Origin of the sequence: Desertivibrio insolitus, from assembly GCF_017355965.1 — a bacterium.
Taxonomy (GTDB): domain Bacteria; phylum Actinomycetota; class Actinomycetes; order Actinomycetales; family Microbacteriaceae; genus JAFIQW01.
In genome coordinates this window covers 190,755-202,801 of the sequence record NZ_JAFIQW010000003.1, presented here as the reverse complement: position 1 = coordinate 202,801, position 12,047 = coordinate 190,755, and the positions used below count along the sequence as shown (strand labels likewise).

General features: G+C 70.8%; 11 protein-coding genes. 4 read left to right on the top strand and 7 right to left on the bottom strand.

The features are described from left to right. Positions 1-20: 20 nt before the first annotated feature. On the bottom strand, positions 21-725 hold the full coding sequence (locus JUB10_RS07750) for a hypothetical protein (RefSeq protein WP_207455201.1): 705 nt from the start codon (positions 723-725) through the stop codon (positions 21-23). 8 nt (positions 726-733) lie between these two features. Further along, positions 734-1,555: an ammonia-dependent NAD(+) synthetase gene (gene nadE, locus JUB10_RS07745; RefSeq protein WP_207455200.1), complete on the bottom strand. Its 822-nt coding sequence runs from the start codon at positions 1,553-1,555 to the stop codon at positions 734-736. Between the two features lie 68 nt (positions 1,556-1,623). Here nadE and JUB10_RS07740 point away from each other — a divergent pair, with 68 nt between their 5' ends. From JUB10_RS07740 to JUB10_RS07730, 3 genes are all read left to right on the top strand, one after another. After that, positions 1,624-2,553 (top strand): cation diffusion facilitator family transporter, encoded by a 930-nt coding sequence (locus JUB10_RS07740; protein WP_207455193.1) that lies wholly within the window; start codon positions 1,624-1,626, stop codon positions 2,551-2,553. A gap of 86 nt (positions 2,554-2,639) precedes the next feature. Continuing rightward, the gene (locus JUB10_RS07735; RefSeq protein ID WP_207455191.1) at positions 2,640-2,870 is read left to right on the top strand and encodes a DUF2188 domain-containing protein; all 231 of its coding nucleotides are present in this window, start codon (positions 2,640-2,642) and stop codon (positions 2,868-2,870) included. After that, on the top strand, positions 2,867-3,817 hold the full coding sequence (locus JUB10_RS07730) for an SDR family NAD(P)-dependent oxidoreductase (protein ID WP_207455189.1): 951 nt from the start codon (positions 2,867-2,869) through the stop codon (positions 3,815-3,817). The genes JUB10_RS07735 and JUB10_RS07730 overlap by 4 nt, the downstream gene beginning before the upstream one ends. On the opposite strand, the gene JUB10_RS07725 is transcribed toward JUB10_RS07730, so the two are convergent. From JUB10_RS07725 to JUB10_RS07705, 5 genes are all read right to left on the bottom strand, one after another. Continuing rightward, positions 3,797-5,071: an MFS transporter gene (locus JUB10_RS07725; protein ID WP_207455188.1), complete on the bottom strand. Its 1,275-nt coding sequence runs from the start codon at positions 5,069-5,071 to the stop codon at positions 3,797-3,799. The two genes, JUB10_RS07730 and JUB10_RS07725, sit on opposite strands and share 21 nt — an antisense overlap. Before the next feature lie 218 nt (positions 5,072-5,289). Beyond that, positions 5,290-8,526, bottom strand: coding sequence for a rhamnogalacturonan lyase family protein (locus tag JUB10_RS07720; protein WP_207455186.1), 3,237 nt, complete (start codon positions 8,524-8,526; stop codon positions 5,290-5,292). 397 nt (positions 8,527-8,923) lie between these two features. Further along, positions 8,924-9,232, bottom strand: coding sequence for a hypothetical protein (locus tag JUB10_RS07715; protein ID WP_207455184.1), 309 nt, complete (start codon positions 9,230-9,232; stop codon positions 8,924-8,926). A gap of 59 nt (positions 9,233-9,291) precedes the next feature. Then, the gene (locus JUB10_RS07710) at positions 9,292-9,999 is read right to left on the bottom strand and encodes a cache domain-containing protein (RefSeq protein WP_207455182.1); all 708 of its coding nucleotides are present in this window, start codon (positions 9,997-9,999) and stop codon (positions 9,292-9,294) included. Then, positions 9,996-10,820: a FadR/GntR family transcriptional regulator gene (locus JUB10_RS07705; RefSeq protein WP_307859146.1), complete on the bottom strand. Its 825-nt coding sequence runs from the start codon at positions 10,818-10,820 to the stop codon at positions 9,996-9,998. The genes JUB10_RS07710 and JUB10_RS07705 overlap by 4 nt, the downstream gene beginning before the upstream one ends. A gap of 148 nt (positions 10,821-10,968) precedes the next feature. Between JUB10_RS07705 and JUB10_RS07700 the strand changes: the two genes are divergently transcribed. Then, a complete protein-coding gene (locus JUB10_RS07700) occupies positions 10,969-12,045 on the top strand; it encodes an ABC transporter ATP-binding protein (RefSeq protein WP_207455178.1) in 1,077 nt (358 codons plus the stop codon). Positions 12,046-12,047: the final 2 nt, after the last annotated feature.

Below are 12,047 nucleotides of genomic sequence, written 5' to 3'. Positions count from 1 at the left end.
GCCAGCCAGGAAAGGCTTGCCTACCCGGCTCGCGGCTCGTCGATGTCGGGCCCCTGGATGCGCTCGTACGTCGGCTGGCGCACGCGCTTGACCCAGTCGTAGTTCTCCGCGCCGGGCACCGGATGCCGCACGGCGTCGAACCGGATCGGCACGTCGAGCGCGCCGGGTTCGCGCGTCAGGTCGAGCTCGGCGAACGGGCGCCACCGGCCGCGGGGCGACGCGGCGTACAGCCGCAGCCGCCACGGCTCCTGCTCGAGCCGCTCCGCGAGCGCGGGCAGCGAGGCGGGCAGGTCGCCGGGGGTGAGCGTCCGCGCGGCGAGCAGCACGGGACCGCTCGGCGACTCGTACGGGAACAGGGTACCGAGCCACGCGCGGGAGGGGGAGCGGTGCGCGGCGAGCCAGAAGCGCGAGGGGAAGCCGAGCCCCGTCGAGGCGAGCTCGATGTCGGCCGGCCCGGTGTCGCCCTCGAAGCGCAGCGCGAGGCCGGGCACGTCGGGCAGCAGCGATGGGAGCCCCGCCGACCGCGAGGCCCGCGCGAGCACGCGCTGCTCGACTGGCGGCTCGTCGACCCAGCGGATGCCGGTGTCGAGCCCCGGTCCGACCCGGCGCACCGTCCCGTGCAGCATGACGCCCGCGCCGTGGATCGGCTTCGGGTGGCGCAGCACCGTGAGGGCGGCGAACGCCCCTTCGAGCACGCGCCCGATGACCGCTGAGACCGGCGGCATCCGCAGGCTCACTGCCACCAGGTGTCGAACATCGACGTGGGCAGCTGGCGCTTGTGCTCCGTCATCCGGTACCGCTTCTCGATCGACTCGGCGATCTCGTCGGGCACGTCGCCGCCCTCGAGGTAGGTGTCGAGCTGTGCGTAGGTGATGCCGAGCTCGTTCTCGTCGGTGCGGCCCGGCATCTCGTCGAGCAGGTCGGCGGTCGGCGCCTTCTCGTACAGGCGGGCGGGCGCGTCCAGGTACTCGAGCAGCGCGCGGCCCTGTCGCTTGCTGAGCCCGGTGAGGGGCAGCACGTCGGCGCCGCCGTCGCCGTACTTGGTGAAGAACCCGGTCACGGCCTCGGCCGCGTGGTCGGTGCCCACGACGAGCCCGCCGAGGTCGCCCGCGATCGCGTACTGCGCGATCATCCGCATGCGAGCCTTCACGTTGCCCTTCACGTAGTCGGGCAGCGTCGTGCCGAGCGCCTCCGCGTACTCGGTCGCGACGCCGTCGACCCCGCCCTTGATGTCGAAGGTCACCGAGCGGTCGGGCCGGATGAACGTCAGCGCGAGCTGCGCGTCGTCCTCGTCGGCCTGCACACCGTGCGGCAGCCGCACGGCGACGAAGGTGGCGTCGCCGCCCTGCTCGCGCACCTGCTCGACCGCGAGCTGGCAGAGCCGGCCGGCGAGGGAGGAGTCCTGTCCGCCGCTGATGCCGAGCACGAGCGTGCGGGCGCCGGTGCGCTGCAGATAGGTCGCGAGGAAGTCGCGGCGCCGCTGCACCTCGGTGGCCGGGTCGATGCTGGACTGAACGTGAAGCGTCTCGATGATCTCTCTCTGCAGTTCGCGCACGATCCGACTCTAGGAGGCGGCGCCCCTCGCAGCGCTGAAAGGTTGCCGACGGGCGTAGCGTCGCAAGGGTGACCGTCTTCATCGCATTCGCCGCGAACGTGCTCGTCGCGCTCGCCAAGTCCGTCGTGGCCGCGCTCACCGGCTCGGCGTCGATGCTCGCCGAGGCCGCGCACTCGTGGGCGGATGCCGGCAACGAGGTCTTCCTGCTCATCGCCGACCGTCGGGCGGAGAAGCACGGCGACGCGGCCCATCCGCTCGGCTACGGCCGCGACGCGTTCATCTTCTCCCTGTTCGCGGCGTTCGGGATCTTCACGGTGGGTGCGGTCGTGTCGGTGTACCACGGCATCCAGAGCATCTTCGAGCCTGAGGAGATCACCGACTACACGTTGAACTACCTCGTGCTCGCCGTCGCTGCGGTGCTCGAGGGCGTCTCGCTCACCCAGTCGGTGCTCGAGGCCCGCCGGGCGTCGAAGCGCTACGGCATCCGCTTCCTCGACTACGTGCTCAACGGCTCGAACGCGACGCTCCGCTCGGTGTTCTTCGAGGACACCGCCGCGCTCGCCGGGCTCGCGCTCGCCGCGGCCGGCATCGGGCTGCACCAGCTGACCGGCGACCCGATCTGGGACGCCGTCGGGTCGATCCTCATCGGCCTGCTGCTCGCCGCCGTCGCGCTGCTGCTGATCAACCGCAACCGGCGCTTCCTGCTCGGCGCGGGCCCCGGCGAGGACTACCGCCGCCGCGCCGCCCTGACCCTGCTCGACCACCCCGAGATCCAGCGGGTGACCGCGCTCTACCTCGAGTTCATCGGGCCCGGACGGCTCTTCCTCGTCGCCGCCGTCGATCTCGTCGGCGACCGCCCCGAGGGCGAGGTCGCCGCGCAGCTGCGGCGCCTCGAGGGCGAGCTCGAGCAGGACCAGTTCATCGGCAAGGCGGTGCTGACGCTGTCGGTGGATGACGAACCGTCCATCGATCTGGGCAGCGTGCACCCCACCCGCTGACCCCGCTCTCTCGGACGGCTCCTCGCCCGCTCGGTGACGACGCTCAGCCGCGGCTGATCGACTGGCGGGAGTCGAAGGGAGCGGTCATGGCCGAAGGCGACGTCACCACCAAGCTCAAGCGAGGGCACTGGGAGAACAGCGTGGAGGGCCGGCCGGAGCTGTCGTCTGGCTTCACGACGAAGGACGAGGCGCTGCAGCGCGGGCAGTCGCTCGCGGCCGAGCTCGGCACGCAGCACACCGTCGCGCCGTACGACCCCGAGGACGAGCGCAACGCGTTCGGCTACGACGAGGCGGGCGCCACCCCGGACGAGGCGTGACCGCCTCGCGCGGTCCCGTCGTCGTCATCACCGGAGCGTCGAGCGGAATCGGGCGCAGCGCGGCCCATGCCTTCGCCCGGCGCGGCTACCGCGTGGTGCTCGCCGCGCGCAGCCGGGAGAGCCTCGTCGTCGTCGCGGGGGAGTGTCTCCGCCTCGGCGCGGAGGCGACGATCGTGCCGACCGACGTGAGCGACGAGGCGCAGGTGCAGCACCTCGCCCGCACGGCCGTCGAACGCTTCGGCCGGATCGACGTCTGGGTGGGCAACGCCTCGGTGTTCGGCTACGGCGAGTTCGAGCGGATCCCCGCCGACGTGTTCGAGGGGATTTTGCGTACCAACCTGCTCGGCCAGGTGCACGGCGCCCGCGCGGTGCTGCCGCAGTTCCGGCGGCAGGGCGCCGGGGTGCTGGTGGTCGTGGGGTCGCTGTACTCGAAGGTGCCCTCGCCGCTGGCATCGCCCTACATCACGAGCAAGTTCGGCACGCTCGGCTTCGCCCTCGCGCTGCGGCAGGAGCTGCGTCGCGAGCGTGACATCCACGTGCGCCTCGTGCTGCCCGCGACGATCGACACCCCGATCTACCAGCACGCCGCGAACTACACGGGGTCGTCGGTGCATCCGCTGCCCCCGATCGTGAGCGCGAAGCGCGTGGCCCGGGCGATCGTCAAGGGGGCCGAGCGGCGTCGCCGCGTCCGCGTCGTCGGTCGGCTGCAGGGGCTGCTGATCCCCGCGTACGCCTCCGCGCCGTGGCTGCTCGAGACGTTCGTGCCCCGGCTCATGCCGTCGGTCGCGCTGCGCGAGCCGCAGGTCGCCGCGGCATCCGGAACCGTCTTCGAGCCCGACCCGACGAGCAACGCCGTCAGCGGAGGATGGCGCTCGGCCCCGGTCAGGCTGCTCGCGCTGGGTGCCGCCGGGGTGGGTGCGACGCTGCTACTGCGCCGGCGGAAGTGAGGCGGCCGCCGCGGCACCGCGCTCGCGCAGGCGGGCGTTGAGCAGGGCGGCGAGCACCACGACGGTCGCGGCGACCGCGGGCGACCAGCGGGCGGCGGATGACCCGAGCGACTCGGCGAGCGCGCCGGTCACGGCCGATGCGGCGGACTGCCCGACGATCACGGCGGAGCCGAGCATCGTCATGACGGTCGCCGAGCGACCGAACGGGCTGCGCTCGGCGCCGAGGCTGTACTGGGTGACGAGGGTGGGGCCGATGCCGACTCCTGCGACGAGCATCGCGGCGAGCAGGGCCACGACGTCGTCCGCCGCGGCGTAGCCGACCGCGCCGGCCAGCAGAACGACGGAGAAGACCAGCCAGCGTGCGCGCAGGGTGAACCGGGCCGGGAACACGGCGACCGAGAGCGCGAGCACCGTCGAGCCGATGCCCATCGCGCCGTAGACGAGTCCCGCCGCGTCGCCCGCGCCCTGGTCGCGCATGAACGCGGTGAGCGACGTGAGCGTGCTGCCGAAGAACATGCCGATGCCGAGGGCGCCGAGCACCGGGACGAGCAGTCGCGGCCGCACCAGCTCGCGGGCCGGCGCGGGGTCCGTCCGCAGGTGCTTCTCGGTGCCCTGCACGCGGCCGCTCGGGTGCAGCGCGAACGCGGTGACGAAGACGACCGTGAGCACGGCGGCTCCGATGACGGGGGCGACCGGGTTCAGGGTCGTCGCGAGCAGCCCGACGATCGCGGGACCGAACACGAAGACGGTCTCGTCGGCTGCGGACTCGTAGGCCATGACCGAGTTCACCGTGCGCACGCGGCGCTCGACCGGAAGTTTCTGGGCGATGAGGCCGACGAGCCGGCTGCGCGACAGCGGGGCGACCTGCGGCGCCGTGGCGCCGATGACGAGCGCGGTCGCCAGCACGGCGGCATCCGGCAGGGTGCTGAAGGCGATCGCGGCCATCGCCAGCAGGGCGAGGCTGTTGGCCGCGCCGGCCAGCAGCAGCACGGGCCGCTGACCGAACCGGTCGGCGGCCATGCCGAGCAGCGGGCCGAAGAGGGCCGTGCCGAGGCCGACGGCGGCGGAGTTCAGGCCGCCGAACGCGACCGAGTCGCGGGCCGCGACCACGAGGGTGAGCACGCCGACGACCATCATCGCGTAGGGGAAGCGCGCGACGAAGGCGACGGGGAAGTAGCCGGCGCCGGCGGCGCGACGAAGACTCGTCTCGGTCGCCGACGGCGTGGAAGAGGTGACCTGCTCGGTCGTGGACATGCGTCCTCCGGGTTCGCGGGTGCCGCCTTAGATGGCCCGCGATGGACCCGAGGTAGATGCACGGTGTCACGACAGGCGACGCCTGCCGACCGGCCATTTCGTCCGGTGAGTCCAGGGTAACCCGGGAGGGGGCGGCCGGGCCGGGATGTCGCTGGGAGCGCAAACGAGGAAGGGGGCGACCGACTCGCGTCGATCGCCCCCTCCTGGCATCCGCCGGATCAGTCGATGCCGACCGGATCGGACACAGCGGTGGCGGTGCGGTAGCCGTCGAGGCTGCCGGTCACCTGCACGGTGATGTCCTTGCCCTTCCACTTGCCGGTCAGGTGGAAGCGCTCCTCGGTCGCCCCGGCGATCGGCTCGCCGTCGGCCAGCCACTGGTAGCCGTAGCCGGGCGTCGGCGACCACTCGCCCTCGTCGACGCCCAGCCAGGCGCCCGACTTCAGTCGCCCGTGCTTGTCGGCCGAGACGATGGCGGGCTCGCCCGCGACCAGCGGCCGGAGGATGACGATGTCGTCGCGCATCTCCGGCAGCTCGGCCTCGTCACCCAGGTAGAAGCTCGCGAAGCCCATCTGGTCGTAGCCGGTGTTCTTGTTGGCCACGCCGTTGCGGTACATCGGGTCGTGCATCAGCGTGCGGATGCCGTACTCGGTGGGCGCGAGCGTCGTGACGACGGCGAGGCGGTTGTCGCCCGTGCGCAGCACGAGCTCCTCGCGCCAGTCGCCGAACAGGTCGGCCTTGAGGGTCGGCGTGCTCTTGTTGCCCGTCGACACGAAGCCCGTGGCGAGGTAGGGCGTCGTGGCGAACGTCAGGTCGTTCACGGTGCTGACGGTCGCACCGCTCACGGCCATCGCCGTCAGTCCTCCGCCGAACCAGATCGCGTACTGCCCGCTACGCAGGTTGTTCGTTCCGTTCAGCAGCTCGCCGGTCACCATGCTGCGCGCACCGTTCTGCGAGTGCCCCTGCGCGCCCGGCCAGCGGTTCGAGAAGTTGCCCGCGACGGCACCCTCCGCGTCGCTGCCCGCGTAGACGCCGTAGACGAGCGAGTTCTCGTAGACGATCTCCCCCTGGTCGTCGAGGCGCTTGCCCTTCATCGGGTCGTGCGCCTCGGGTCCCGGAAGCCAGCCGTAGTGTCGCCCGTTGCGGATGTCGTCGTACAGGTGCTCCTCGTTGCCGGACCACAGCCGCACGTTGTTCTCCGCATCGACCGGAAGCAGCGCGCTGCGGTCACCGTGCCGCAGGGGTGCCCACTCGTTCTGCGGGTTGTTCCGCACGGCATCCGTCGCGAACTCGAAGCTGCCGGCCACCGGCGGCACCCCGCCCTGGCCTTCGATCGTCGGCATGACGTCGCCGTTCAGCACCTTGGGCAGGATCTTCGTCTTGTCCTCGTTCAGACCGAGCACCATCGCCTTCAGCACGACCTCGTCCCAGCCGTCACCGTCGAGGTCGGCGGAGTCGGTGAAGTGGTTGCCGCGGTTCTGGTAGTCGTAGGCGCTGCCGCCGAGCGACCAGTACTCGGGGTCGGCCGAGTCGAACCCCGCCTGGAGGTTCACCTCGCCGTCGACGATGTTGAACGCGGCCAGCGTGGTGCGCTGGTAGTAGCCGCGCTGGGAGACGGCGTACGTGTTCTCGCCGTCGAGCGCGGCGACCACGCCGAGATAGCGGTTGGCGCGGTTGCCCTGGGCGTCGCCCCATGAGGCGGCCTTCCACGGGTGCTCGAGCCAGTAGGCCTCCTTCTCGGCCATGATCTGCGCCTTGTAGTCGCTGGACGAGCTGCCGGCCCCGGGGCCGGGGTAGGCGAGGTAGGAGAAGTTGCCGCGCTGAGTGGCGGGGGTCATCGCCCAGTTCTCGCCGTCGACGCTGCCCTGGTACTTGTGCGGGTAGTCCGCGCTGTCGACAAGCACCCCCTGGCCGGCGTCGGCGTTCCACTCGAACGCCGAGAAGAACTCCTGGCCGTCCTTCGCCGGGCCGATCGGGCCGACGTGGTACGTCTTTATCCAGCGCTTCACCGCCGGGTCGTTCACGCCGTCGTTCCCGCCACCGATGGTCGGGCTGCGGTAGGAGATGGTGAAGCTGTTCAGCAGCGCCCAGTAGGTGTCGAGCGCCTGCTCGTTCCCCGTCGCGAAGTACTCCTTGAACTTCTCCACCGTCGAGTTGAGCCCGTCCTCGCCGCCGACGACGGTGTCGAGGGTGTCCGGGTAGACGACCGACTGCGATTCCTCGTCCCAGTTGCCGATGCGGGTGCCGAGACCGGTCTTGAGCATGAGCTCGCTCTTGCCGTCGGAGTCGAAGTCACCGGCGAACAGCGTCGTCTCGTGGTCATTCGCCGACCGGACGTTGTAGCCCATCTCGACGCGGAACAGCAGCGTGCCGTCCTGCTTGTACACGTCGATGTACTCCGGGGCGGTGGTGGTGTTGCCGCCCCCGAAGATCGGCTCGGAGTACATCGGGTCCTGCTGGGTGCTGCGCCACTTGACGACAATCTCGTACTCGCCGTCGCCGTCGAAGTCGCCGACGGTCATGTCGTGCGTGGAGTACGGGGCGCTCTGCGAGGTGTGCACCGCACCGGCATCCGTCTTCGCGTAGGGGAGCTCGGTGCCGCTGTCGAGCTGCTCGACGTACCGGATGAACTTCCCCTCGAGCTCCGCGTACAGCGCGTCGGTCACGACTCCGTCCGAACCCAGGCCGGCAGCGGGCTGCCAGTCCTCCCCGTTGTAGGTGTTGAGCCGGTCCACCCACCCGGCGAGGTCGTCGGCGGTGACCGGGGTCTTCTCGTCGTGCGCCTCACGGAAGGCGCGCAGCAGGTCCATGTCGACCGTGTACCAGTGCTGCCCGCCGGTGTTCGGGATCACCATGGTCGAGGCGTTGAGGTTGGTGCCCGGTCCGAAGCGCTGGCCGCGGTAGGTGAAGTGCGCGAGCGGAACCGGTTCCGGGGCGGGCTTCAGCGGAATGTAGTGCGCGGCTCCTCGCCCCGACTGTCCCGCCTGTCCCGCGAGCGTCGAGAGCATCGGGGCACTCATGCCCTCCCGGGCTCCCTCGACGCCGTCGATGACGGGCGCGACCTCGTAGACGGACGCGACGCTTCCGTCCGGGTCGGTGTAGTTCGACGGGGTCGAGTTCTCCTTGACGATGCCGGGATTGCTCTTGTAGTCGCTCTCCGGCTGCACGTCGCGCGGTGCGACGGTCGCGATCTTCGCGAAGTCGCCGGCGCCGTCCTTGCGGTAGACGTTCCAGGACAGGCCGTCGGGGTCGTCACCGAGGAAGCGCCAGCTGAGGAAGATCCCCTCCGGGCTCTCGGCGGCGACGAGTCCGCGGGTCAGGTACTCCATGGGACGTGCTTGTGACGTCGGCGCGGCGTTCGCGGCCACGGTCGACAGGCCGAAGCCCGACCAGGTGACCGCCAACGCCAGTGGCAGGGCGATGGTGGTGCGCAGTGATTTCCTCACTGACTGTCTCACTGTTGTTCTCCTCGGTTGATCACCGGCGGAGGGAGCCATGCGCAGGCGAGATGTGGCTCACCTGCTTCCGGCGGGAAGCCCGGTGTGCGGCGTCACTGCTGCGTCCCGGGACTTCTCCGCGGTCTCAGGTCGAACCCTTCGCCGTCGAGCGCGACCTGTTCGCACGGTGAGATGCGGACGGGCCGGTGTGGTGGGCGCCCGGCAGAGCGGTCGAGTCGAGTGCGAGGGGCAGGTCCTCGTCGTGCACGAGCTCGTCTCGTGCCGCTGATGCAGACATCGGTGTCCCATCTCGTCTCGCCGCCGCTGGCAAGCGCTTTCCTGGCCATCGTGCCATCGGCACAGGAGCAGCACAAGAGCCCGGACGACGGATGCCGCGAGAGACCCGCCCGAGGCGCTCCTATTCGAACGGCTCTGACCAGCGCCTGCGTCGTTCCTCGTCGCTCTGCTCCCACCAGGGCACTCCGCGTTCGCCCAGCGCGACCTTGTAGCGCTGAACCTGTCGCCGTGCCTCCCGCTCGCCCTCGACGTCCTGTCGGCGGAGCGCGGCACCCACCGCTCGGCGGGCTGCCATCAGTCCCCTGCGGAGCTCTGCGGCGACGTCCTCCGGGATCTCGGGGTCGGAGGCGCGCCATCGCCGCCCGTCGATCACGACGTAGCGCCCGTCGGCCGTGCGCGCGGGGCCGCCCTGGCGTTCCTCACCGGTCACAGGTGTCTGCTCCTGGTCGTCGCTGACCGGGTGTCGCTCGTCGCTGTGGTTCGCGTTCTTCAGCTCCCCACGAACACCTCGAGGGCGATGCCCCCGCACGTGGCACGCTCGAGTCCGGCGGTGGCGGGCCCGCGCAGGGAGTCGCCGGTCGCCCGGCGCAGGTCGGTGGACAGTACGACGCGGCCGGCGCCGTTCACGATCGTGACGGGCGCGTCCGACGCTTCCGCAAGCAGGGGTGAGAGGTCGCGCTCGACCTCCTCGACCAGCAGATCGAGCCCGGCCACGCCGAGGAACTCCTCCCCGATGAACACCGGAACGGCGAGGGTGATCGTGTACTCGTCGCTGCAGAGGTAGTCGACGTAGGGGCCGGCGACATGCGGCTGGCGGGTCAGCATCGGCATCCGGTACCACTCGAGTTCGCTGTAGTCGATGCGCTCCTTGTTGACCGACTGCCCCGCGAGCTGGAGCTGCTTGCGCTGCGGGCCCTGCCACCAGGCGAGGTGGCTCGGCGCATCGGAGAGCGTGTTGAGGGCGGCGATGAAGCCGGCACCGTACACGGGCGCGACGGTCGCCTCGAAGGTGGCGAGAGCATGGGGTTCGGCCAGCGCGTCGAGCCGCGCGCTCGTGTAGTCGCCGCTCCTCCGAGCAGCCTCGATCGCCTCCGCCACCGCCGACGTCGTCGAGCGCAGCGCCTCGAGCGGGTCCGCGAAGTACGCCCCGACCAACTCCGCGGTGCGCGTGGCCGTGCCGGTATCGCTGCGTGTCATCGTTCCTCCTCGGGTGATGAGCTGACATCGGATGACCCAGCCGCAGGCTCGACGGCTCGGCGCGCGCTCCGCGAGAGCACGCTCTGCCGCTCGATCAACACCTGAGCGGTCGCGTCGAGCATCCGTTCGAAGGCTTCCGGGGCGTCCGCGGGCCGATCGTCCGCGATCGTCTCGATGAGCGCCGACATGAGCTGGTACGACGTCGACCGCCACTCCGGATCGGTGTCGAGCAGCGCGAGGTACGGTGAGAGCTCGAGCTGCAGCCGGATCTGCTCGCGCGTCAGTCGCGCCGACTGACTGAGCGCGGCCAGCTCGATCTGCAGGTCGTCGAACAGGTGCCGCCAGCCGGCGAGGTCGGCGGCGTCCGCCCGCTTCAGGCGGATAGCGAGCTGCCGTGCCTCGCGGGGGTCGGCTCGCTCGGCAGCGAGGCGGATGCATCCTGCCGTCACCGTGCCGTAGTGCACGAGCATGTCCCGGAGAGCGAGCCGTGAGGTGGCCGCGAGCGCGCGCTCCGCGTACCGAATCGGGTCGGCGGTCGCGGCGACGAAGCTGCCGCCCCCTCGCCCGCGGCGCGTGACGACCAGACCGCGGGACCGCAGGGACTGCAGCGCCTCGCGCACGGTGACCGGTGCCACGCCGAGGGTGCGGCCCAGCTCGAGTTCCGACGGCAGCCGGTCGCCGGCCCGCAGCACGCCGCCGAGGATGGCCTCCGCGATGCGTCGCTCGACGAGAGTGGCGCGGCCCTCGTCGCCGATGGGCTGGAAGAGCGCGCGCTGGGTGCGGGTGGGTCCCGCCGATCCCGGCGCCGCTGCTGAGCTCACGGGATCGATCATGGCCCATCCCCGCCCCGTCGACCGCCGATTCGTCTCGAGATGGAAACAACGGCGAAGCATCTATGAAACATGACCTCTGGTTCTATATGTTTAGTCTCGTCGACGAGACCGAGGACGTTCTTGGAGGGGCTCACCCATGGGTGCAACACGAAGTGGTTCTGCGAAGCGCGAGCAGCAGGCGACGGCATCGGCGGGCGTGAGCCTGCAGGGCGTGAGCAAGGCCTTCGGGCAGTTCGTTGCCGTCGACTCGCTCGACCTCGAGGTCCAGCCGGGGGAGTTCCTCTCGATGCTCGGCCCGTCCGGTTCCGGCAAGACGACAGTACTCCGCATGATCGCCGGCTTCGAGGACGTCACCCGCGGACGCATCCTGCTCGGCGACGCGGATGTCACGTCGACGCCGCCCTTCGACCGCGCGGTGAACACGGTCTTCCAGGACTACGCGCTCTTCCCGCACCTGACGATCGCCGAGAACGTCGCGTACGGGCTGCGCGTGAGGGGCGTGAACCGGTCGGACCGGGCGGCGGCGGTCGCGCGGTCGCTCGAGCGCGTCCGGCTCGGGAACGTGGCCGACCGGCTGCCGCACCAGCTGTCGGGCGGCCAGCGTCAGCGGATCGCGCTCGCCCGCGCGCTCATCCTCGAGCCCAAGGTGCTGCTGCTCGACGAGCCGCTCGGCGCCCTCGACAAGCAGTTGCGCGAGGAGATGCAGGTCGAACTCAAGCAGATCCAGCGCGAGGTGGGCATCACCTTCATCTTCGTCACGCACGACCAGGAGGAAGCCCTCACCCTGAGCGACCGCATCGCCGTCTTCAACAAGGGGCACGTCGAGCAGGTCGGAACGGCGACCGAGGTCTACGAGTATCCGCAGACCGCCTTCGTCGCCGGCTTCCTCGGAGTCTCCAACCTCATCCCCGCCGACCACGCCCGCGAGATCACCGGGGTCAACGCGCTCATCAGCATCCGCCCGGAACGCGTCCGCCTGTCCGCACCGGGCACGCCGATCGGCCAGGACGACGTCGCCGTCGACGGCGTGGTCTTCGAAACGGTCTACACGGGGCCGAGCACCCGCTACATCGTCGAGACCGAGCGCGGTCTGCGACTGATCGCCGAACGCCACAACGACCACCACCCCGCATCCGCCACGGCGTTCGGCCGAGGCGACCGGGTGCGCGTGTCGTGGACGAAGGACCACGCCTCGGTCGTGCCAGCGGCCTGAGG

What these genes read in the sequence shown, in the direction of transcription:
- JUB10_RS07750 (WP_207455201.1), bottom strand. Translation starts at nt 725, where the DNA reads ATGCCGCCGGTCTCAGCGGTCATCGGGCGCGTGCTCGAAGGGGCGTTC.
- JUB10_RS07735 (WP_207455191.1), top strand. Translation starts at nt 2,640, where the DNA reads ATGGCCGAAGGCGACGTCACCACCAAGCTCAAGCGAGGGCACTGGGAG.
- JUB10_RS07725 (WP_207455188.1), bottom strand. Translation starts at nt 5,071, where the DNA reads ATGTCCACGACCGAGCAGGTCACCTCTTCCACGCCGTCGGCGACCGAG.
- JUB10_RS07710 (WP_207455182.1), bottom strand. Translation starts at nt 9,999, where the DNA reads ATGACACGCAGCGATACCGGCACGGCCACGCGCACCGCGGAGTTGGTC.
- JUB10_RS07700 (WP_207455178.1), top strand. Translation starts at nt 10,969, where the DNA reads ATGGGTGCAACACGAAGTGGTTCTGCGAAGCGCGAGCAGCAGGCGACG.